This window comes from Micromonospora sp. NPDC002296, from assembly GCF_040296145.1.
Taxonomy (GTDB): domain Bacteria; phylum Actinomycetota; class Actinomycetes; order Mycobacteriales; family Micromonosporaceae; genus Micromonospora.
The window spans coordinates 38,335-59,225 of the sequence record NZ_JBEOWQ010000035.1; the positions used below are offsets into that span (position 1 = coordinate 38,335).

Sequence of the window (20,891 nt, forward strand, 5' to 3'; positions counted from 1 at the left end):
GGGGGGAACCGGCTGGCACGGCGGCGGGTCGAGACGCCGACCTACCTGCCCCGCTGACCCGGCACGGCCCGCACCGCCGCCAGGAGGCCGACGACGAAGCAGCCCACGCCGGCCAGCACCAGGAACCCCAGCGCCACCACCTCGGTGAAGCCGACCCCGCCCTCCCCGGTGATGTCCTGGAGGGTCAGCCGCCCGCGCCGGGCATCGAGGTAGTCCAGGGCGGTCGCACCCCCCACCACCCAGAGGACGAGCGTCTGGACGCCCCCGATCAGCCCGGCCCGCGCGCCGGGCAGCCACGCCGCCGGCGAGCGCAGGTCCGGGTGGTACGCCCCGCCGAGCTCCACGGCCGACGGGACGAGGCCCACCCCGGCTCCGGCCCCCGCCAGCAGGAGCAGCACGGTGAGGATGCCTGCCACGCCGGCGTCGAACCAGCCCCAGGTGAGCCAGACGGCCAGGATGAGGGCCAGCGTCCAGCCGGCGGTGAGGGCCAGCGCGCGGCCGGCCGCCTCGGCGCGGGCCCGGGGGGAGGTCCGCGCGGCATCGAGCTCCGTCCGGAGCCTCCTGTCGTGCTCCTCCTGCTCGGTGCGGCGGGCTTTCTCCTCGGCCCACCGGCGCGCGTCCTCCCGCTTCCGCTCCCGGCGGGCGCGTTCCTCGGGCGAGACGTACGGGGACAGTAGGGGCCGGGCCGCGCGTTCCCGCAGCGGGTGCCCGGTGGGCACGTCGGCGGGGATCGACCGGTTCCCGTCGGTCGCCGTGACGACCCGCAGTCCGTCCACCGGCCGGGCCGGCAGCAGCGCGGCGACGCTGGGTGCCTTCGCCGCGCCACCGGCGTCGAGCCCGTCGACGACCAGCACGAGCCGCTCGCCGCGGCGGCGGCATGCCGCCGCCGCGCCCGCGTACCGGCCCAGCAGGTGGGCATGCCGGGTCGCCCTCGTCAGGTGCGCCGGCATCGCCCCGTCGGTCAGCTCGACCAACTGCTCCAGCACGACGTCGGTGTAGGCGTCGGTGAGGCGTCGCCCGTCGTGGGCGTCGCCGAAGAACGACACCAACCGCACGCCGGGCGGGGGGTGCAGCACGAACCACGACAACAGGGCGGTCTTGCCCGCCCCCGTCGTGGCCTGCCAGCACAGGTACGGGTGCGGCCCGTCCCCCGCGCAGAAGTCCGCGAGCGCCGCCAGCTCGGCCTCGCGGTCGCGCAGGCGCGCGGGGGCGATCCTGCGCACCTGCTCCAGGTACGCCGAACGCACCACCGGACCGAAGGTGTTGATCTGGACGTTGTGGTCGCCGAACTGCATGCCCCGGCCGTGCCGGGCGTCGACGCCCGACTCCCGGCCCTCGTTCCCGGCAGCCCGGCCGTCGGTCGTCATCGGCCGGCCCGCCTCAGCGGAACGTGTTGTGCTGGGTGTTGTTGCTGCCTACCTGCACGCCGCGAGCGTCGCGCAGGTCGACGTGCCCGACCTCGGTCCGGCCGGCCGCCTCCACCCGGGCCAGCAGCTCTCGGGCCGCCGACAGGATCTCCTCGTCCCGGTCCGCACCGCTGCGGAGCAGGTCCTCCGTCAGCCGGACCTGCCACACCCCCGGGGTCGACTCCTCGGCCTCCAGGGCCTGCAACGCCTCCCTGCCCCGCCCGGTCAGCCGGCGCAGCAGCAGATCCCGCAGCCCGGCGTAACCGTTGCGGACCATCAGACTGGTCGCGTCGGTGATCCCCGTCGTGACGCCCGCAGTCGCCCCCGCCGCCACCGCTGCGAGAACCAACTCCACACCGGACACTCCTGCCCCCGTTCCTTCGACCCGCTCGCGTTCCCCGTCCATTCCACACCACGCGGGCCCGCGCCGACCAATACCGGCGCGGGTGACGGGACCGGCGTGGTGTCGGGTTCCGGTCAGGTCGGCGGCGCGGCGCGCGGCGGGGCCTCCCGCACCACGGCGGCTCCCCCGGCGGGCACCTGCACGGCGGTGGTGACGGTCGCGCCGGTGAGCAGCTCGAGCCCGGCGGCCGGCACCCGGTGCGGGCGGTCGGTGTGGTTGAGCAGGAACAGCCAGCTTCCCCGGGCGGAGCGGCGGCGGACCGCCTCCACCCCGGCGGGGGCGGCCGGGCAGGTCGGGGCCGCGCCCGCGCCGAGGGCCGCGTCGGTGAGCAGCCGCCGGTAGGTGTCGTCGTCGGGCCGGGTGGAGACGTACCAGGCGGTGCCCGCGCCGTACCGGTGGCGGGTCACGGCGGGCCGGCCGGCGAGCACACCGCCGGCGTACCCCCGGATCGTCCGCGCGCCGGCCAGGCCGACGGTCTCCGCCCAGACCCGTGCGGTCCCGCCCCCGGTCAGGGGAACCTCGTCGTCGTCGGCCAGGGGGTGGAACTCCTCCACCCGGACGCCGAGGACGTCGCGGAACGCCCCGGGGTAGCCGCCGGTCCGGACCCGGGCGTGCTCGTCGGCGACCCCGCTGAGCCAGGTCACCACGAGGTGCCCACCACCGTGGACGTACGCCCGGACCCACTCGGCGGTGGCGTCGGAGGCCAGGTAGAGCGCGGGAAGGACGAGCAGTCCGTACCCGTCGAGGGGGTCGCCGGGCAGGACCACGTCGCAGCCGAAGCCGGCCCGCCACAGCGCCCGGTGCGCCGCCGCGACCTCCTCGTGGTGGTTGAGCCGCTGTGCGGGCAGGCCGGGGTGTTGCAGGGCCCAGCCGCAGGCGGCGTCCCAGCCGATCGCCACGGACGCCTCGACAGCCGCGCCGTCGGCCTCGGCGATCCGCTCCAGGGCCTCGCCGAGGGCGACGGTCTCGCGGAACACCCGGCTGTCCGGGCCGGCGTGCGGCACGAGGGCGGAGTGGAAGCGTTCCGCCCCGCCGGCCGGGGCCCGCCACTGGAAGTACATCGCGCCGCGCGAGCCCCGGGCGACGTGGGCCAGGCTGTGCCGGGCCATCCGGCCGGGCTCCTTGGTGTGCATCCGCCCGGCGGTGTAGATCAGGTTCGGGGCGGTCTCCATGAGCAGCCACGCCGCGCCCCCGGCGGCGTCGCCGGGCGCCCCGACGCCGGCCCGGCGGCGGGCGCCGTGCCGGGCCCAGCCCCGGGCCAGGTCCGCCGCCAGGGCGGTCTGCTCCTCCGCGCCGCCGTCCACGGCGGACGGATAGTGGTCGACGGCCACCAGGTCCACCTCGGCGGCCCAGCGGGCGTGGTCCACCGGCACCCAGTCGCCGAGGACGTAGTTGGTGGTGACCGGCACCGCCGGGTTCGCCGCCCGCAGCAGGTCACGCTGCTCGGCGTACGCCTCCAGCAGGGTGTCGGACCAGAACCGGCGGAAGTCGAGCAGCTGCCCGGGGTTGGCCAGGTACTGGGTGGCCCGGGGGGTGCTGACCTGCGCCCAGTCGGAGTAGTGCTGGCTCCAGAAGCTGGTGGCCCAGGCGGCGTTGAGCGTGTCGAGGTCGCCGTGGTGGGCGGCCAGCCAGCGCCGGAACGCCGTCGCGGCATGCTCGCAGTGGCAGGTGGTGCCGTACTCGTTGTGCACGTGCCACAGGGCCAGCGCCGGGTGGCGGGCGTAACGGTCGGCGAGGACGGCGGCGATCCGACGGGCCGCGGCCCGGTACGCGGGCGCGGCGGCGCAGTAGGTGTCCCGGCTGCCGTGGTGCAGCCGTACCCCGTCGGCGGTCACCGGCAGCGCGCCCGGGTGGGCCAGCGAGAACCAGGGCGGCGGCGAGGCGGTCGGGGTGGCCAGGACGGCGGCAATGCCGTGCTCGCCCAGCAGGTCCAACGCCCGGTCGAGCCAGTCGAAGTCGTACCGGGCGGGGGCGGGTTCGAGGCGGGACCAGGCGAACACGCCGACGGTGACGAGGTTGACCCGGGCCCGGCGCATGAGGTCGACGTCCTCCCGCCACACCCGCTCGGGCCACTGCTCGGGATTCCAGTCCCCGCCGTAGCGGAGCCGGCCCTCGTCCCACATGTCGTACCGTCCGTTCACCGGTTCAGCCCTTCACGGCGCCGGTGATGACGCCCTTGGTGAAGTGCCGCTGCACGAACGGGTAGACGATCACCGCCGGGACGACGGTCACCACTACCACGGCCATTTTCACCGCCAGGGTCGGCGGGTACGCCGTGACGCCGGGCAGGCTGATCGAGGCGCCCGAGACGTTCGGCGACTGGCCGGCCAGGATGTAGCTCTGCAACACCCGCTGGATCGGGAACTTGTCGTTGTCGTCGATGTAGAGCACCGAGTTGAAGTAGGCGTTCCAGTAGCCGACCGCGTAGAACAGGCCGACCACCGCGATCACCGCCTTCGACAGCGGCAGCATGATCCGGGTGAGGATGCGGAACTCGCCCGCCCCGTCGATGCGGGCGCTGTCCAGCAGCTCGCCGGGCACGTTCATGAAGAACGCCCGGACGACCACGAGGTTGAACACGCTGATCGCGCTGGGCAGGATCAGCGACCAGATGCTGTCCTTGAGCCCCAGGCCGGTGACCACCAGGTAGCTGGGCACCAGGCCGGGGAAGATAAGGAAGGTCAGCAGGAAGAAGAACAGCAGCCCCCGGTGCCCGACCGAGCCGGGCCGGGACAGCCCGTACGCGGCGAGGACGGTGAGCACCAGGCTGACCGTCGTGCCGAGCACGGTGACCAGGGTGCTGATCCAGACGGCCCGGGTGATCTGGCCGCCGTTGAAGATGGTGAGGTACGCCGACAGGTCGATCTCCCGGGGCACCATCACCATGCCGCCGGCCGCGTCGATCGTGTCCCGGGAGGCGAGGCTGGTCACCAGCACCGCCCACAGGGGCACGAGCACGGCCGCGACGAGAAGGGCGAGCACGACGCCCTTGCCGAGGACGCCGACGGGCGACGGCGGCTCCTCCCACGGGGCTCGCCGGGCGCCCCGCCGCCGGGTGCGCGGCGGGCCGCCCACCGGTGGACCCGCCGGCACCGGCCCGACGCCACTGAGCTGTGTGGTCATGACTTGGAGTACACCCCCTGCTCGCCGAGTCTGTGCGCGATCTTGTTGGCCGTGACGATGAGGAGCAGCCCGACCACGGCCTTGAACAGCCCGGCGGCGGCGCCCAGCCCCCACTGCTGCGTGGCGATGGCCTGGTAGTAGACGAACGTGTCGAGCACCTCCGCGGCGTCCCGGCCGACCGCCTCCCGCTGGAGGATGAACTGCTCGAAGCCGACCGACAGCGCGTCGCCCAGCCGCATGATGAGCAGCAGCACGATCACCGGGCGCAGGCCGGGCAGGGTGATGTGCCACAGCCGCCGCCACCGACCGGCCCCGTCGGCCGCCGCCGCCTCGTACAGGTGGGAGTCGATCGCGGACAGCGCGGCCAGGAAGACGATCGCGCCCCAGCCGACGTCCTTCCACACCGACTCGGCGGTGACCAGCACGATGAAGGTGTCCGGGTTGGTCATGACGTTCCACGGTTGCAGGCCGGCCTCGCGCATCTCCTGGGCCAGCAGGCCGGCCCCGCCGAGCATCTGCACGAAGAACGTCACCACCAGCACCCAGCTGAAGAAGTGCGGCAGGTAGACGACGCTCTGCACGAAGCCGCGCACCCGGCCGGAGACCAGGCTGTTGAGCAGGATCGCCAGCAGGATCGGCAGCGGGAAGAAGAACACGATCTGGAACGCGGTGATGGTGAGGGTGTTGCGCACGGCGTCCCAGAACAGCGGGTCGGAGAACAGGGCCTCGAAGTTGCCGAAGCCGATCCACTCGCTGTACAGGAACGCCTCGACCGGGTCGTCGCCGACGAAGGGGTTGTAGTCCTGGAAGGCGATGATGTTGCCGAGCGTGGGCAGGTAGTGGAAGACCAGCAGCAGCGCGGCGGCCGGCGCGGTCATCGCCAGCAGCGGCCAGTCCCGGCGCAGCCGGGCCCGCAGGGAGGCCCGGGGCCGGGGCCGAGCGGGGCGCCGGGGTTCCCGCCGCCCGGGGGGCGGGGCCTCGCCGGCCGCCGCCGGCGCGTCGACCGCGCCGGCGGTGCCCGGGCCGCTCATCGGCCGTTGTCGGCGAGCGCCTTCTCGAAGAACGCGCGCCCCTCCTCGCCCCCGGAGGCGAGGAACTCCTTCGTCACCTGGTCGAGGTCGCCGATCGGGCGGCGGCCGCGCAGGATGTCCCGGATCTTGTCCTCCGTCGGCTGGATGATCTTCGACCAGTTGGCGGGCAGCTCCAGCTTGATCCCGGCGAACAGGTCCCTCTCCAGCAGGCCGATGTTCTTCTTGTAGTAGTCGAGGTAGTCCTGGACGAAGTTCGGGGTGTCGCCGCTGCGGACCTTCACCGGGACCCGGCCGCCGATGTGGGTGTACTGGGCGCCCAGTTCCTTGCGGCCCAGTTCGGTCGGGATCGGGCTGCCGTCGGCCGCGCGGGTGAAGTGCTTGCCCTCCACGCCGTACTCGCGCAGCTCGAACTCGCGGCTGCCGAACGGCGCGGCGCACCAGTTGAGCACCCGCAGCAGCTCGTCGACCCGGGCGGCGCCGAGGCCCTTCTTGAGGAAGGTGAAGAAGACCGGCTTCTCGCTGCCCCAGATGACGGCCTGACCGCCGGACACCCCGAACACCGGCAGCGGCTGCATGGCGAAGCTCGCCAGCACCTTGGACTGCTCGCCCTGCATGCCCTGCCAGGCGCCGAGCCCGTCCTGGAACATCAGGATCTTGCCGGCCTTGAAGAGCTGCTTCTCGTCGGCGCCCTTGCTGGAGACCGTGTCGGGGTGCACCAGCCCGTCGGAGAACAGCTTGGCGGTGAACTCCAGCGCGGCGCGGTAGGCCGGGTTCTCGAACTTGTGCTCCAGGCCGCCGTCGGGCTTCTTGCGCCAGATCTGCTGGCAGCCGAAGAACTGCTGGACCATGTCGAAGACGCTGCCGAAGGCCCAGACCCCCTTGCCGGGGTCGGTGAGCTTCTTCCCCAGCTCGTGCAGCTCCTCGGGGGAGGTCGGGGCGGCCAGGCCCGCCTTGTCGACCAGGTCCTTGCGGTGGAACAGCGCCCAGGCGAACGGGCCGTCGGTGGGGAACGGCACGGCGTGCAGCCGTCCGCCCCAGACCGAGTACTCCCACGCGCCGGTGGGCAGCGCGGCGAGGTACGGGTACTTCGCGGCGGCGTCGCCCTTGAGGTGGTCGGTGAGGTCCTCGAACAGCGCCTTGACCGCGTCGGAGAACCGGGCGACCTTGTCGACCTCCCAGTTCGGCACGCTGAGCAGGTCGGGCACGTCGCGGGCGCCGAGCATGGCGTTGAGCTTGTCGGCGTACGTGGTGCCGTCCTGCAGGCTCGGGTTCACGTCGACGCCCAGCTTGCCGTTGACCGCCGCCAGGTAGGAGTTGTTGCCCAGGGTCGGCGGGGTGGGGCCCCACCAGGGGCTCATGGAGCGGATCGCCCCGCCGCCCCGGCCGGGCTGCTCGGTGACTGCGTCGACGAGCTGCTGGGGGTACTTGAGGTAGCCCTCGGGGATCGCCCCCTCCCCCGGGATGTCCGGCTTGAGCAGCTCGGCCGGCTTGTGGGTGGGCAGCACGGCCCGGATGGCGTCGGCCTTGGTGGCGCTGCCCTTGCTGCCGGCTTCCTTGCTGCACCCGGCGAGGGTGGCGCCGCCCATCGTCGCGGCGGTGCCGAGACCGAGCAGACGCAGCATGGTCCGGCGATCGGTGGATGCGCCTGGCAGGGACGGCTTCACGGCGCACTCCCTTCATCTGACAGGCGGGGCTTGCGGAGCACGAGCGCCCGGCTAGGATTAGTTGGGGTACTAGCCGAACAAACTAATCGACGGTGATCCGACCCACAAGGGAGCGGCGCCCGCGCCATCGGCGAGGCCCGGGGTCGTCCGGTGTACGCGATGATGGACGCGCGAACCGACCGGGATCGCACCGGCAGCGCAGGGAGCGGGCAGATCTTGATCAGCAGGCAGAACGACCCGCAGCCGACCGACCTCGGCGACGTGCGGGTCGCCAACCGGGCCGTGGTGCTGCGGCACGTCCGGGTGCACGCCCCCTGCTCCCGGGCCGACATCGCGGCGCACACCGGGCTCAACAAGGCCACCGTCTCCAGCCTGGTCGCCGAGCTGATCGACCGTCGGCTGCTGCGCGAGACCGGGCTGACCGAGCACCGCGTCGGCCGGCCGGCCACCATGCTCGTGCTCGACGGCGAGCCGTACGCCGCCCTGGGTCTGGAGATCGGCGTCGACGAGCTGGTGGCGGTCGCGATCGACCTCGGCGGCAACCGGCTGCTCACCTGGCGTCGCGCCTTCCCCGCCCCCTCGTCCCCGCCGGAGGAGACGGTCCGCGCCCTCGCCGCGCTGGCCCGCCGGGCCGTCGCCCGGGTCACCGGCCAGGGGCGGGCCGTGCTCGGCCTCACCGTCGGCGTGCCCGGCCTGGTCGACACGGCCGGCTGCGTGCCGCTGTCGCCCGCGCTCGGCTGGCGCGACGTCCCCCTCGCCGCCGCGCTGCGCGCCGCGCTGGGCGACCCGGAGTTCACCGTCACGGCGGACAACGAGGCGAACCTCGCCGCCCTGGCCGAGCAGCGGCACGGTGCCCACGCCGGGGCGGCCAACCTGGTCCACCTCACCGGCGGCGCCGGGATCGGCGCCGGGGTGATCGCCGACGGCCGGCTGCTGCGCGGCGGGCGGGGCTTCGCGGGCGAGATCGGGCACCTGACCCTGGACCCGGCCGGCCCCGTCTGCGCGTGCGGGCAGGCCGGCTGCCTGGAGGCGCTGACCGGGCTGCCCGCGGTGGTGCGCCGGCTGCTGCCCGACACCGCCGAGGACGGGCCGGTCACCGACTTCCTGCCGGAACTCGACCGGATCCGGGCCCTCGCCGGGCAGGACGACCCGACCGTGCGGGCCGGGCTGGCCGAGATCGGTCGCCACCTCGGGCACGGGGTGGCCCTGCTGGCCAACCTGGTCGATCCCGAGGCGGTGCTGGTCGGCGGCCACTACGCGGCGCTGGGGCCGTGGCTGCTGCCCGCGGCCCGGGCCGAACTCGCCGCCCGGACCCTCACGTCCCAGGCGGGCGGGTGCCGGCTGGAGGCGTCGAACCTGGGCGGGGCGGCGACCGCGCTCGGGGGCGCGACCGCCGCGCTGGCCACCGTCGAGAGTGGCCGGCTGCCCACCCGCTGAGCAGGGCGAGACTCGGTGGCGACCGCGATCCACGGCCGCCGGCCCTTGACCGCGTCACCCCGATGGTGCCAACCTCGGTGCAGCCGTCCCGTCCGGGCAGCCGGGGCGGCTTGTTTCCGCAGGCCGTCGAAGCGCTTCGCCGCATCCGGGTCGACGGCCGCACACCACCACCGTGATGTCGCTCGTCACGACGGCCGTCGAAGCGCTTCGACCCGCCGACCGGGCGACCGCTTGCCCATGGAAGGTAACCGATCCGCCATGACCGACAGCATCGGCCGGACCTCCGGCCCGTCCCCCGACGCACGCGTCGACGGCCTGCTGGCCCGGCTCACCCTGTCCGAGAAGATCGGGCTGCTGCACCAGTGGCAGGCACCGGTCGAGCGGCTCGGCCTGCGGCCGTTCCGCACCGGCACCGAGGCACTGCACGGGGCGGCCTGGCTCGGGACGGCCACGGTCTTCCCCCAGGTGATCGGGCTGGCCAGCAGCTGGAACGCCGAACTGGTGCGGGCCGTCGGCGCCGCCGTCGGCGACGAGGTGCGCGCCAAGCACCAGGCCGACCCCGGCCGGGTCGGCCTCAACGTCTGGGCGCCCGTGGTCAACCCGCTGCGCGACCCCCGCTGGGGACGCAACGAGGAGGGCTGGTCGGAGGACCCGGGGCTGACCGGGCGGCTCGCCACCGCGTACGCCACCGGCCTGCGCGGCGGGCACCCGGACCGGCTGCGCACCGCGCCGACGCTCAAGCACTTCCTGGGCTACAACAACGAGACCGACCGGGCCACCACCTCCAGCGACCTGCCGCCGCGGGTGTTGCACGAGTACGAGCTACCGGCGTTCCGGGCACCGCTGGCCGCCGGTGCGGCGGTCGCCGTGATGGCCTCGTACAACCTGGTCAACGGCGTGCCCGCGCACCTGAGTCCGCTGATCGCGGCCGAGCTGCGCCGGATGGCCCCCGACGAGATCATGGTGGTCGGCGACGCCGGGGCCGCCACCAACATCGCCGGCGCGCAGGCCCACCTGCCCGACCACGTCAGCGGGTTCGCCGCCGCCCTGCGCGCCGGCATCGACAGCTTCACCGAGGACGACACCGACAGTCGGCCCACGGTGGAACGGCTCACCGAGGCGCTGGAACGCGGCCTGATCACCGCCGCCGACGTGGACCGGGCGGCGCGGCGCGTCCTGTCCGTCCGGGCCCGCCTCGGCGACCTGGACCCGCCGGAGTCCGACCCGTGGGCGGGGGTGTCCCCGGACGTGGTGGACTGCCCGGCGCACCGGGAACTCGCCCGCGAGGCCGCCCGGCAGTCGGTCGTGCTGCTGCGCAACGACGGGCTGCTCCCCCTGGCCCCGGCGCCCGGTCTGCGCCTCGCCGTGCTCGGTCCGCTGGCCGACGCGGTGCACACGGACTGGTACAGCGGCACCCTGCCGTACGCCGTCACGCTGCGCGCGGCCCTGACCGGGCCGGTGGGCGAGGTGACCACCCACAGCGGGGCGGACCGGATCGCGCTGCGCGCCGGCGGCCGGTACGTGCGCGCGACGGCCGACGACGGCGGACCGCTCGCCGCCGACGCGCCGAGCGCGACCGAGGACACCTGGTTCGACGTCTTCGACTGGGGCGCGGACGCGGTGGCGCTGCGCGCCGTCGCCAACGGCCGGCACGTCGGGGCCGACGACGACGGCGACCTCGTCAACGACCGCCCCGGGCCGGGCGGCTGGGTGGTCCGGGAGACCTTCCGGTTCACGCCGGGCCCCGACGGCACGGTGCTGCTGCGTCACCTCGCCACCGACCGGTACGTCGCCGTCGGGCCGGACGGGCGGCTGCGCGTCGACGCCGCAGACCCGGACGCGGCCACCCCGTTCGCCGTGGAGCTGCTCGTCGACGGTCCCGCCCGGGCCGCCGAGCTGGCCGCCGCCGCCGACGTGGCGGTCGTGGCCCTCGGCAACCACCCGATGGTCAACGGGCGGGAGACCGAGGACCGGGTCGACCTGGCGCTGCCGGCCGGGCAGGAGGCGCTGCTGCGCGCCGTGCACGCCGCCAACCCCCGGACCGTGCTCGCCCTGACCAGCAGCTACCCGTACGCGATCGGCTGGGCCGACGCCCACCTGCCGGCGGTGCTGTGGTCCGCGCACGGCGGCCAGGAGCACGGGGCGGGGCTGGCCTCGGTGCTGCTCGGCGACGCCGAGCCGGGCGGCCGGCTGACCCAGACCTGGTACGCCGACGCCGCGGACCTGCCCGACCTGCTCGACTACGACCTCATCGGCTCCGACGCCACCTACCTCTACCACCGGGGCGAGCCGCTGTACCCCTTCGGCCACGGGCTGAGCTACACCCGGTTCGACTACGCTGACCTCCGGTTCAGCGCGACGTCGGTGACCGCCGACGGGGAGGTCGAAGTGAGCGTCGAGGTCACCAACAGCGGCACCCGCGTCGGCGAGGAGGTCGTCCAGCTCTACACCCGGCAGCGCCGGTCCCGGGTCAAGCAGCCCCTGCGTCGGCTTCGCGACCACGCCCGGATCACCCTCGCCCCGGGCGAGCGGGGGACGGTGCGGCTGCGCCTGCGCGCCACCGAGCTGGGCTGGTGGGACGACTCGCGCGGCGGGCACGTGGTGGAGGACGCCCCGCACAGTGTGCTGGTCGGGCGGTCCGTGGGCGACATCCGGCTGGTCGGCACCCTGTCCGTTCGGGGCGCGGCCGGCGGGCCGGTGCGGGCGGCCGACGGCGCGGGGCCGGCCAGGGAGGCCTCCGGTGCCGGCCGGGCCCGGTGAGCGGGCCGGGCCCCGCCCGGCGACGGCGGTACGCCCGGCGAAGTCCCCCGACCTGGTCACCATCGCCGACGTCGCCCGGCACGCCGGTGTCGCGGTCAGCACGGTGTCGTACGTGCTCAGCGGCAAGCGGGCCATCTCGGAGGTGACCCGTACCCGGGTGCGGGCCAGCATCCGGGTGCTCGGCTACCACCCGAACGCCGGGGCGCGCGCCCTGGCGAGCCGACGGGCCAACGTCGTCGCGCTGGTGCTGCCGCTGCGCTCCGGGATGCAGGTGCCGGTGGTGATGCAGTTCGCCATGGCGGTGGTGACCACCGCCCGCACCGTCGACCACGACGTCCTGCTGGTCACCTCCGACGAGGGCCCCGCCGGGCTGAGCCGCATCGCGGCCAGCGCGATGGTCGACGGGGTCCTGCTGATGGACGTGGAGATGCACGACTCCCGGGTGCCGCTGCTGCGGGAACTGGGGCGGCCCAGCGTGCTGATCGGCTTCCCCGCCGACGCCACGGGGTTGACCTGCGTCGACCTGGACTTCCACCGGGCCGGCCAGGTCTGCGTCGAGCACCTGGCGGGGCTGGGCCACCGGCGGATCGCCCTGCTCGGCGCCCCCGCCGCCGTCTACGACCGGGGCACCGGCTTCGCGCACCGGACCAGGGCCGGCGTCGTCGACGCCGCCGCGCGGCTGGGCGTGGACGCCGTGGTCCGCCCCTGCGAGGAGGGCACGGCGGCCGTCCGCCGGGAACTGGTCGAGCTGCTGGAGCGGTGGCCCGACCTGTCCGGGCTGGTCGTGCAGAACGAGGCGGCCGTCGGCCCGGTGCTGGCCACGCTGCCCACTCTGGGCCGGCGGGTGCCCGAGGACGTGTCGGTCGTCGGGATCTGCCCCGACCAGTTCGCCGAGCAGGCCAGCCCGCGGCTCACCTCGGTGCCCGTGCCGGCCGAGGAGGTCGGCCAGCAGGCCGTGTCGCTGCTCATGCGCAAGGTGCACGGCGAGCCGGTGCCGGACGCCACCCTGCTGGAACCCCGGCTGACCGTACGCGACAGCACCGCACCGCACCGCTGACCCGGCGGCGGGGCACGGGACGCGCGCGGCGGCGGGCCGGGCCCCAGGGGTGAGCACGACCGCCCCGACCCCGGCAGACGGGGGACGGCGGTCAGCGGACGGCGGTGAGGGCGGTGTAGTCGGCGGCCGTCAGCGGCTGGGCGGAGAGCGAGCCGTCCGCCCGGGGCACCCCGAGGGGGCGGCCGTCGCGCAGGAACGACACGGTGGTGACGTCGTCCCGGGCGTCGAGGGTGCAGACGATCTGCCCGAACGCCAGGACCTCGTCGCTGCGGCCGGTCTCGTCGCCGGTCTGGCCGACCGTCACCCGCGCCTGACCGCCCGCGACGCCCGCGACGACGGCGCTCATCGCCCCCGGCAACGCGCTGGTCAGCCCGGCGTCCCGCTCGACGGCGGTGGGGCCGGCGAGCAGGTCGCTCAGCTGGGCGTCGACGTCGGGCGCGCGGTCGACGCGGCGCGGCACCGGCACCAGCCGGTCGTCCCGGACGAAGCACAGCGTCTCGGTGACCCGGCCGGTCGGGGCGGTGCTGCCGGCCGTCGCCGGGGACGGGAACGGCCCGGGCGGGACCTCGACCGCCCTCGGCCGGTCCTCGGCGGGCACCCCGCAGGCGGACGCCAGGACGAGCAGGCCGGCCAGGACGGCCGGGGCGACGACGCGCCGGGCGCGGCCCGTCACGGCAGGCTCCCGGGCAGGGTGACGTGGAACCGGGCACCCCCGCCGGGGCGGTCGAGAACGCCGGCCCGCCCGCCGTGCGCGGTGGCGTGCTGGGCCACCAGGGCCAGGCCGAGGCCGGTGCCGTCGCCGGCGCCCCGGGCATGGGCGGCCCGGCCACGGACGAAGCGGTCGAAGATGGCCTCCCGGTCCTCCACCGGCACCCCGGGGCCGTCGTCGTCGACCTCGATCACGCCGGCGTCGCCGTCGCGCGACAGCCGCACCGCGACCGGACCGGCCCCGTAGCGGGCCGCGTTGTCGAGCAGGTTCACCAGCACCTGCGCGACGCGCCGCTGTTCCACCCGCCACGTCCGGGGCGTGCCGGCCGTCAGTAGCACCAGCGAGGCCGGGAGGTCCCGTTCGAGGCAGGCCCGCCGCGCCAGCTCCGCCACGTCGACCGGGGCGCGGTGGGCGGGCTGGTCGCTGCGGGCCAGGTCGATGAGATCGTTGACCAGCCGCTGGAAGCGGTCGATCTCGTCGGCGACCAGACCGGCGGCGGTGGCGGTGCGCTCGTCGTGGTGCTCCCGCCGCCGTTGCAGGACGCTGGCCGCCGCGGCGAGGGTCTGCAGCGGCGAGCGCAGCTCGTGGCTGACGTCGGCGGCGAACCGGCGGTCCCGTTCGATCCGGCGGGCCAACTGGTCGACCATGTGGTTGAACGAGGTGGACAGCCGGGTGAGGTCGGGGTCGGTGGCCGGGTCGAGGCGGGCGGTCAGCTCACCGGCGGCGATCTTCTCCGCGGCGTTGGCGACCGCGGTCAGCGGACGCAGGCCGTGCCGGGTGGCGTACCAGCCCAGCGCCGCGCCGGAGCCGGCCACCATGATGGCCACGGCGGTCAGCGTCAGGGCCAGCGCCTGGAACGTCCGCTCCAGCTCCCCCAGCGAGTTGACCTCGTAGTACGTCGCCGAGCCGGACAGCGGCACCCCCACCAGCAGGGCGGCCTGCCCGTCGACGCGAACCCGCTGCACGGCCGGTTCCCCCGCGCCGACGAGCCGTTGCAGTTCCTCGGGCACGGCGGCGGTGAGCCCGACGTCGGCGGTGCGGGCGTGCCAGTCGCCGTCGAGGTTCAGCAGCGCCCGCCGGCTGCCGCCGGTGTCCAGCGAGCGCAGCACCTCCACCACGTCCGGGTCGTCGGTGTCCAGGCCGTTGCGCACCACGGCGGCGTCGAAGTACGCGGCCCGCACCGCCGTGCGCTCCCGCTCGTCCATCAGGGACCGGCGGGTCAGCTCGTACGAGACCAGGGCCATCGAGGCGGCCAGCAGCAGCGCCCCGGCGGCGAACGCCGCGGTGACCCGGGCGCGCAGGCCGAGGCGACGCCGCGCGGGCGGGCGGGGGCCCGTCATCGTTGCAGCTTGTAGCCGAGCCCGCGCAGGGTCACCAGGTGCTCGGGGTTGGCCGGGTCCGGCTCGATCTTCTGCCGCAGCCGGCCGACGTGCACGTCCACCAGCCGCTCGTCGCCGGTGTCGTATCCCCAGACCCGTTGCAGCAGTTGCTGGCGGGACAGCACCCGGCCGGCGTGCTCGGCCAGCTCGCACAGCAGCCGGAACTCGGTGCGGGTCACCGACACACGGTGCCCGGCCCGGCGCACCTCCCCCGCCTCGGGGCTGACCTCCAGGTCACCGAAGGCCAGCACCGGCACCGGCTCGGCCACGGCCGGGACGACGGCACGGGCGCGGCGGCGCAGGGCGCGCAGCCGGGCGGTCAGTTCCTTGATCGCCACGGGCTTGACGACGTAGTCGTCGGCGCCGGCCTCCAGGGCGGCCACGATGTCGTGGGTGTCGTCGCGGGCGCTGACCACCACGATCGGCACGTCGTCGTCACGGCGCAGCTGGCGGATGCACTCGAAGCCGTCCAGGCCCGGCAGCATCAGGTCGACCAGGACGTAGTCGGCCGGGTCCCGGCCCTGGGCGCGCAGCCCCTCCTCGGCCGTGGCAGCGCCGTGGGCGTCGTAGCCCTCGTCCTCCAGCGCGAGCAGCAGCGCCAGCCGGATGCGGTCGTCGTCCTCGATCACCAGTACGGACGTCATATCGGAATCATCCCCAAGGCCGCCCGCCGACGGCCAACCATGTCCCGCGTATGGCGGATTTGTCACGCAACTGTCACACGTCCGCGTGGTGCCCGCCAAGCCCGACCGGCACGGTGGTGGGCGTCCGGGGTCCGCGAGGAGAGGGGTACGGCCGTGACGACGCCGCTGGCACGCCGGGAGTGCACGATTCCCCTGGTCGAGGTGGCCGTGACCGAGTTCGACCTGGCCTGCCTGTCGACGACCGGCGCCGTGTTCGACCGGCTGCTGGCCCTGCGCCCCGCCCAGGTCGTGGTCGACCTGTCCGACTGCCGGCACATCGACGCCGCCGCGATCGGGCTGCTGCTCGACGTGCACCGGCGGCTCACCCGCGCCGACGCGGTGCTCACCGTACGCGACCCGAACCCCCGGATCTGGCGCATCCTGCAGTCCGCCCGCCTGGACCAGGTCCTGCCGATCGTCGCCGGCCGGACGCCGGACGCCGACCGGCCCGACCGGTCCTCCGGGCCGGGGCCGCACCGGACGGGGCCGACGCCCGCCGGCCGGGCCGCCGTGCCGGTGCGGGGGCTGCCCGACGGGACGTCGGCCGGAGTGGCGCGGTGAGCCTCAACGCCCTCGTCACCCGGGAGCACCCGTGACCGTCGCCGGGCTCGTCAGCGCCCTTCTCGTCGGGCTCGTCGTCGGGGCCCTCGGCCGGCTCGTCGTCCCCGGCCGGCAGACCGCGCCGCTCTGGCTCACCCTGGTCGTCGGCGTGGTCGCCGCCCTGCTCGGCACCATCCTCGCCCGCCTCGTCGGCGTGGCCGGGGCCGGCTTCGGGTTCCAGGACCTGCTCGTGCAGGTCGGGCTGGCCGGGGTCGGCGTCGTCCTGGTGGCGGCCACCGCCGGCCGTTCCGACTCCGCCTAGACCCGCCGACACCGCACACCGAGAAGGGACCATCCCCCGTGGTCATCCCCTGGCCGTCGCCCGACGACCACTCCTGGGCCGCCGAGCCCGACAGGCCCGGGCCGGCGGACGAGGACACCCGGCTCGCCGCCGCCGTCGCCCGGCGACTCGGCGGCGACCCGACCGTCCGCCACCGGTCGGTCACCGTCAGCGTGCAGAACCGGGTCGTCATCCTCACCGGGATCGTCGCCGACCCGCAGGCCCGGCGCGCCGCCGGGGAAGTGGCCTGGGAGGTCGCCGACGTCGTCGACGTCTGCAACGCCCTGCGGCTGGCCGAGCCGCGTCGCCCGCGCCGGTGACCACGAGCCCCCGCGCCGCCGCCCGGCCCCGCCGGAGTGACCCGGCCGGGGCGTAACCGCAGGGCCCGCAGCGCCCGCACCAGCGCTGCGGGCCCCGTGGTGACGTCGCGCCCCCGGTTGGCCGGGTTCCCGGAAAGGAAACGGCGTCGCACCGGGCCCGGCCCGCCCACGAACTGCCGGCCTCGACGTGAGCTACCGCATGGTGGAAGCGTCTTGCCTTTCCCGCCGCGCCCGTGTCACGCTCCTCAGCAGCAATCCCTACAAGGTCTGTAGAGATAGTCGGGAAATCGGGGAGGTGTGGCGCCAATGACGCGTGAGTCGTCGGCCAGGGCCGCCCTCCCCGCCGCCTTCCGCAGGCCCGCGCTGACCACCCGGCGGTACATCGACCACGGGCTGTTCGGCAGCTGTCGCTGTCGCTGACGCTGACCCACCCGCGCTCCCGCTCCGCCCCGTCGCCCCGAACCCGCGCGCACCCCGCCCCGGCACGCCGTCGGCCCGCGCGTTCCCGCCGCGCGCCCCGACCGCCGGTCCGGTGGCCGTCCCGCGCGTGATCCACGCCTGCCTGCCAGAACCGGAGACCAGCCATGTCCACTTCCCCGGCCGCCGTCCGCCTCGACGAGCTGTGGTTCACCCGCTGCCCGGTGCCCACCGCCACCGGGATCGCCGCCGACCGGGGCACCCTCGACGCCGAGTTCGCCGCCGACGGAATCCGGGTGCGGTCCTTCCAGGACGACCGCGGGAAAGCGCTCAACGAGCGGCACTTCACCCACGAGCACCGCACCCTGATCCGGGAGGGCGGCAACGTCCCGGCGCTGTGGGCCCGCTCGCGCGGCGCGGACACCCGGCTGATCGGCCTCACCTGGATCGAGGAGCGCCAGGTGATCCTGATCCGGCCCGGCGACGGTCCCCGCTCCCCCGCCGAGCTGCGCGGCCGGCGGCTCGCGGTGCCCCGACACCCGATCGCCGTCGACTTCTGGGCGGCGATGGCGCTGCGCGGGTTCGCCGGGGCACTCGGCGTCGCCGGGCTGCGGCTGGCCGACGCCCGCCCGGTGGACGTGCCGGCGGGCCCGGAGCACCCCGGGCAGTGGGCGGCGGAGCTGGCCGCGCTGGTCCGTGGCGACGTCGACGCCGTCTACGCCAAGGGCGCCCTCGCGGTCGAGTCGGCACGCCGGCACGGCGTCGAGGTCGGCATCGAGCTGGACGACGAACCCGACCTGCGGAGCCGGATCAACAACGGCACGCCCCGGCCGGTCACCGTGGCCGGCTGGCTGCTGGAGCACCGGCCCGACCTGGTCGACCGGTTCCTCGCCGTGCTGGTCGAGGCCGCCGACTGGGCCGCCACCCACCCCGCCGACGTCGGCCGGATCCTGTCCGCCGAGACCGGCGCCGGCACGGCGGGGGTGGCCGGGGCGTACCGCGCCGGCCAGCACCTCGGCCTGCACCTCGACCTGTCCGAGGAGCGGCTCGACCTGCTCGCCGCGCAGGAGCACTTCCTGCGCGCCCACGACTTCCTCGCCGCGCCCGTGGACGTGCGCGGCTGGGCCGACCCCGACCCGCTGCGGCGCGCGCACGAACTGGTCGCCCGCCGCCGGCAGAACCCCGCACCGGCCGGGAGCGCCGCTTCCTCGCCGACGGATCGCACAGGAGAATGAGATGAGCACAGCACCGACACCTCGCCGTACCCGCCGACGGTTCCTGACCGTCGCCACCGCCGCCGGCCTGGCCGCCGCTCTGGTGGGCGCCGCCGGCTGCGGCACGTCCGGCGAGCCGGCCGACGCCGCCGGTGGCCGCACGATCGAGGTACGCATCCCCGACCCGGGCAACGCGGGCGTGCTCGCCCTCGGCAAGAAGGACGGCTCGCTCGACGCGGCGCTGAGCGCGGTCGGCGCCAGGGTGGCGTGGACGGGCAGCTCCGGCCCGTTCGCCCCGGCGGCGCAGGCGATCAACGCCGGCCAGCTCGACGTCGCCCTCGGCTCGATCACCTCGGCCGTCGGCGCGCTCGCCGGCAGCCCCGGCTTCACCCTGTTCGCCGCAGCCCAGCCCGACCCGGTCGGCGAGGGCATCCTGGTCAAGGGCGACTCCCCGATCCGCGGCGTGGCCGACCTCGCCGGGCGGAAGGTGGCCGTCAACAAGGGCGGCACCGGCGAGTACCTGCTGCTGCGGGCGCTGGCCACCGCGAACGTGCCCGCCGACCGGGTGGAACGGGTGTACCTGCGCCCCGACCAGTCCGCCCCGGCGTTCGAGTCCGGCCAGGTGGACGCCTGGGCGAGCTGGAGCACGTACGTGGTGTCCGCGCTCGCCGGTGGCGCCCGGTTGCTGGTCGACGGCCGCACGATCGGCTCGGACAACGCCACCGTGTGGGCGGTGCGCAGCGCGTTCGTCACCGAGCACCCGGAGGTGGTCCGGGCGCTGTACGCGTACCTGCGGGACAAGGGGGCCGCGTCCCAGGCGGACCCGGCGCCGTTCGTGAACGTCTTCACCGACGCCGGCCCGCAGTCCGTGAGCGGTCGGGCCCGGGAGATCACCATCGACTTCGCCCGGCAGAGCTCGCCGGTCGAGCCGATCGGCGCCGACCTGCTGGCCCGCTTCGACACGGTGGCCCGGTTCTTCGTCGACGCCGGGGTGACCCCGAAGAAGGTGGACGTCGCCGCGCACGTGCTGGACGTGGCGAAGCTGCCGGCGGGTGGGGCGTGACCGTGACCACGGCACCCATCGCGCCCGGTCGGGCCGACGCCGCCCGGCCCCACCCCGACGCCACCGGGGCCGCCCGGGCCGCCGGGCTGGTCGAGCCGCCGGTGCGCCGCCGCCGCGAGCGGCCCCGGTGGGCCGCCACCGCCCTGCGCGCGCTCGGCCCGGTCGCGCTGCTGTTCGCCTGGTACGCCGCCTCGGCTACCGGCCTGCTCAGGCCGTCGCTGCTCGCCTCCCCCGGGCAGGTGTTGGGGGCGGTCGGCGAGCTGTGGGGCAACGGCCAGCTCCCCGACGCGCTCACCACCTCGCTGACCCGCTCGGCGCTGGGGTTGACCTGCGGCCTGGCCGCCGGGCTGGTGCTCGGCGTGACCACCGGGCTGACCCGGCTCGGCGACGAGCTGATCGACTCGACCGTGCAGGTGCTGCGCACGGTGCCGTTCCTTGCCCTGGTGCCGCTGTTCATGGTCTGGTTCGGCATCACCGAGAGCGCCAAGATCATCCTGATCGCCGTCGCCACCACCTTCCCGATGTACGTCAACGCGGCCAGCGGCGTGCGCACCGTGGACCCGAAGACGGTCGAGGCGATGCGGTCGTTCGGGATGGGCCGCTGGCGGCTGGTCCGGGAGGTCGTCCTCCCCGGCGCCCTGCCCGCGCTGCTCGTCGGCCTTCGGCTGTCGATGACCCTCAGCGTCATCGCGCTGATCGCCGCCGAGGAGATCAACGCCACCGCCGGCATCGGGTACCTGATGACCCAGGCGCAGAACTACGCCCGCACCGACATCCTGGCGCTCTGCATCATCATCTACGGCCTGCTGGGGCTCACCGCCGACGCCGCGGTGCGCGCCCTGGAGTGGCTGCTCATGCCGTGGCGGCGGGCGGGGCGGACCCGGTGAGCGCCGGCGTGGCCGCCCCGGCCGGCACGGAGACCGGCGGCGGGCCGACCCCGGCGATCCACGTCCGCGGGCTGCGGCGGGCCTTCGGCGACCGGGCCGTCCTCGGCGGCCTCGACCTGGACGTGCCCAGGGGCGAGTTCCTCGCGCTGCTCGGCGCGAGCGGCACCGGCAAGACCACCCTGCTGCGCATCCTCGGCGCGCTGGACCGCCCCGACGACGGCACCGTGCTGGTGCCCCGGCGGCGGACCATCGTGTTCCAGGAGCCCCGCCTGGTGCCCAACAAGCGGGTGCTGGGCAACGTCACGGTCGCCATGCCGCGCGGCGAGGCCACCCGCGTGGTCGGCCTGCGGGCCCTGGCCGAGGTGGGCCTCGCCGGCCACGCCCGGGCCTGGCCGGCGACCCTGTCCGGGGGCGAGGCGCAGCGGGTGGCGCTGGCCCGGGCCCTGGTCCGAGAGCCG

Annotated in this window: 19 protein-coding genes; 10 read left to right on the top strand and 9 right to left on the bottom strand. The window is 75.4% G+C overall.

All coding sequences use genetic code 11. From position 1 onward, the window contains the following. Nucleotides 1-41 precede the first annotated feature (41 nt). From ABT023_RS22760 to ABT023_RS22785, 6 genes are all read right to left on the bottom strand, one after another. A complete protein-coding gene (locus ABT023_RS22760) occupies nucleotides 42-1,367 on the bottom strand; it encodes a hypothetical protein (RefSeq protein WP_350888406.1) in 1,326 nt (441 codons plus the stop codon). A gap of 13 nt (nucleotides 1,368-1,380) precedes the next feature. Next, nucleotides 1,381-1,761 (bottom strand): Het-E N-terminal domain-containing protein, encoded by a 381-nt coding sequence (locus ABT023_RS22765; protein ID WP_350888407.1) that lies wholly within the window; start codon nucleotides 1,759-1,761, stop codon nucleotides 1,381-1,383. Nucleotides 1,762-1,883: 122 nt separating this feature from the next. Beyond that, on the bottom strand, nucleotides 1,884-3,932 hold the full coding sequence (locus ABT023_RS22770) for a beta-galactosidase (RefSeq protein ID WP_502890741.1): 2,049 nt from the start codon (nucleotides 3,930-3,932) through the stop codon (nucleotides 1,884-1,886). A 22-nt stretch (nucleotides 3,933-3,954) separates the two neighbouring features. After that, nucleotides 3,955-4,932, bottom strand: coding sequence for a carbohydrate ABC transporter permease (locus tag ABT023_RS22775; RefSeq protein ID WP_350888409.1), 978 nt, complete (start codon nucleotides 4,930-4,932; stop codon nucleotides 3,955-3,957). After that, nucleotides 4,929-5,963: an ABC transporter permease gene (locus ABT023_RS22780; protein WP_350888410.1), complete on the bottom strand. Its 1,035-nt coding sequence runs from the start codon at nucleotides 5,961-5,963 to the stop codon at nucleotides 4,929-4,931. Before ABT023_RS22780 ends, ABT023_RS22775 begins: the two co-directional genes overlap by 4 nt. Continuing rightward, the gene (locus ABT023_RS22785; RefSeq protein WP_350888411.1) at nucleotides 5,960-7,627 is read right to left on the bottom strand and encodes an extracellular solute-binding protein; all 1,668 of its coding nucleotides are present in this window, start codon (nucleotides 7,625-7,627) and stop codon (nucleotides 5,960-5,962) included. Before ABT023_RS22785 ends, ABT023_RS22780 begins: the two co-directional genes overlap by 4 nt. A 216-nt stretch (nucleotides 7,628-7,843) precedes the next feature. On the opposite strand from ABT023_RS22785, the gene ABT023_RS22790 reads away from it, so the two are divergent. The 3 genes from ABT023_RS22790 to ABT023_RS22800 all read left to right on the top strand — a co-directional run bounded on the left by ABT023_RS22790 (nucleotide 7,844) and on the right by ABT023_RS22800 (nucleotide 12,881). Further along, on the top strand, nucleotides 7,844-9,064 hold the full coding sequence (locus ABT023_RS22790; RefSeq protein ID WP_350888412.1) for an ROK family transcriptional regulator: 1,221 nt from the start codon (nucleotides 7,844-7,846) through the stop codon (nucleotides 9,062-9,064). A gap of 258 nt (nucleotides 9,065-9,322) precedes the next feature. Further along, entirely contained in the window at nucleotides 9,323-11,824 is a 2,502-nt protein-coding gene (locus ABT023_RS22795; RefSeq protein WP_350888413.1) for a glycoside hydrolase family 3 C-terminal domain-containing protein, read from the top strand. Between the two features lie 52 nt (nucleotides 11,825-11,876). Then, nucleotides 11,877-12,881 carry a LacI family DNA-binding transcriptional regulator gene (locus ABT023_RS22800; protein ID WP_350888426.1) on the top strand — a complete coding sequence of 335 codons (1,005 nt, stop codon included), beginning with the start codon at nucleotides 11,877-11,879 and terminating at the stop codon, nucleotides 12,879-12,881. 91 nt (nucleotides 12,882-12,972) lie between these two features. On the opposite strand, the gene ABT023_RS22805 is transcribed toward ABT023_RS22800, so the two are convergent. From ABT023_RS22805 to ABT023_RS22815, 3 genes are read right to left on the bottom strand one after another with little or no spacing between them, the layout of a single operon-like run. After that, nucleotides 12,973-13,554 carry a GerMN domain-containing protein gene (locus ABT023_RS22805; RefSeq protein ID WP_350888414.1) on the bottom strand — a complete coding sequence of 194 codons (582 nt, stop codon included), beginning with the start codon at nucleotides 13,552-13,554 and terminating at the stop codon, nucleotides 12,973-12,975. Then, nucleotides 13,551-14,930 (bottom strand): sensor histidine kinase, encoded by a 1,380-nt coding sequence (locus ABT023_RS22810; RefSeq protein ID WP_350888415.1) that lies wholly within the window; start codon nucleotides 14,928-14,930, stop codon nucleotides 13,551-13,553. The genes ABT023_RS22805 and ABT023_RS22810 overlap by 4 nt, the downstream gene beginning before the upstream one ends. After that, nucleotides 14,927-15,613 (bottom strand): response regulator transcription factor, encoded by a 687-nt coding sequence (locus tag ABT023_RS22815; protein WP_350888416.1) that lies wholly within the window; start codon nucleotides 15,611-15,613, stop codon nucleotides 14,927-14,929. The genes ABT023_RS22810 and ABT023_RS22815 overlap by 4 nt, the downstream gene beginning before the upstream one ends. A 153-nt stretch (nucleotides 15,614-15,766) precedes the next feature. Here ABT023_RS22815 and ABT023_RS22820 point away from each other — a divergent pair, with 153 nt between their 5' ends. The 7 genes from ABT023_RS22820 to ABT023_RS22850 form a co-directional block, all read left to right on the top strand. Further along, complete coding sequence (locus ABT023_RS22820) at nucleotides 15,767-16,213, top strand: STAS domain-containing protein (protein ID WP_350888417.1); 447 nt, start codon at nucleotides 15,767-15,769, stop codon at nucleotides 16,211-16,213. 31 nt (nucleotides 16,214-16,244) lie between these two features. Further along, on the top strand, nucleotides 16,245-16,514 hold the full coding sequence (locus ABT023_RS22825) for a GlsB/YeaQ/YmgE family stress response membrane protein (protein WP_350888418.1): 270 nt from the start codon (nucleotides 16,245-16,247) through the stop codon (nucleotides 16,512-16,514). Nucleotides 16,515-16,552: 38 nt separating this feature from the next. Beyond that, nucleotides 16,553-16,852 carry a BON domain-containing protein gene (locus ABT023_RS22830; RefSeq protein WP_350888419.1) on the top strand — a complete coding sequence of 100 codons (300 nt, stop codon included), beginning with the start codon at nucleotides 16,553-16,555 and terminating at the stop codon, nucleotides 16,850-16,852. Nucleotides 16,853-17,436: 584 nt separating this feature from the next. Then, on the top strand, nucleotides 17,437-18,504 hold the full coding sequence (locus ABT023_RS22835) for an ABC transporter substrate-binding protein (RefSeq protein ID WP_350888420.1): 1,068 nt from the start codon (nucleotides 17,437-17,439) through the stop codon (nucleotides 18,502-18,504). Nucleotide 18,505: 1 nt separating this feature from the next. Next, nucleotides 18,506-19,546, top strand: coding sequence for an ABC transporter substrate-binding protein (locus tag ABT023_RS22840; RefSeq protein WP_350888421.1), 1,041 nt, complete (start codon nucleotides 18,506-18,508; stop codon nucleotides 19,544-19,546). A 2-nt stretch (nucleotides 19,547-19,548) separates the two neighbouring features. Continuing rightward, a complete protein-coding gene (locus ABT023_RS22845; RefSeq protein ID WP_350888422.1) occupies nucleotides 19,549-20,433 on the top strand; it encodes an ABC transporter permease in 885 nt (294 codons plus the stop codon). Next, the coding region (locus ABT023_RS22850; protein WP_350888423.1) for an ATP-binding cassette domain-containing protein at nucleotides 20,430-20,891 on the top strand (462 nt) is incomplete at its 3' end. The genes ABT023_RS22845 and ABT023_RS22850, both read left to right, overlap by 4 nt.

Coding starts and splice junctions, on each gene's coding strand:
- ABT023_RS22815 (WP_350888416.1), bottom strand. CDS start 15,613: ATGACGTCCGTACTGGTGATCGAGGACGACGACCGCATCCGGCTGGCG.
- ABT023_RS22770 (WP_502890741.1), bottom strand. CDS start 3,932: ATGTGGGACGAGGGCCGGCTCCGCTACGGCGGGGACTGGAATCCCGAG.
- ABT023_RS22835 (WP_350888420.1), top strand. CDS start 17,437: ATGTCCACTTCCCCGGCCGCCGTCCGCCTCGACGAGCTGTGGTTCACC.
- ABT023_RS22760 (WP_350888406.1), bottom strand. CDS start 1,367: ATGACGACCGACGGCCGGGCTGCCGGGAACGAGGGCCGGGAGTCGGGC.
- ABT023_RS22780 (WP_350888410.1), bottom strand. CDS start 5,963: ATGAGCGGCCCGGGCACCGCCGGCGCGGTCGACGCGCCGGCGGCGGCC.
- ABT023_RS22795 (WP_350888413.1), top strand. CDS start 9,323: ATGACCGACAGCATCGGCCGGACCTCCGGCCCGTCCCCCGACGCACGC.
- ABT023_RS22840 (WP_350888421.1), top strand. CDS start 18,506: ATGAGCACAGCACCGACACCTCGCCGTACCCGCCGACGGTTCCTGACC.
- ABT023_RS22775 (WP_350888409.1), bottom strand. CDS start 4,932: ATGACCACACAGCTCAGTGGCGTCGGGCCGGTGCCGGCGGGTCCACCG.
- ABT023_RS22810 (WP_350888415.1), bottom strand. CDS start 14,930: ATGACGGGCCCCCGCCCGCCCGCGCGGCGTCGCCTCGGCCTGCGCGCC.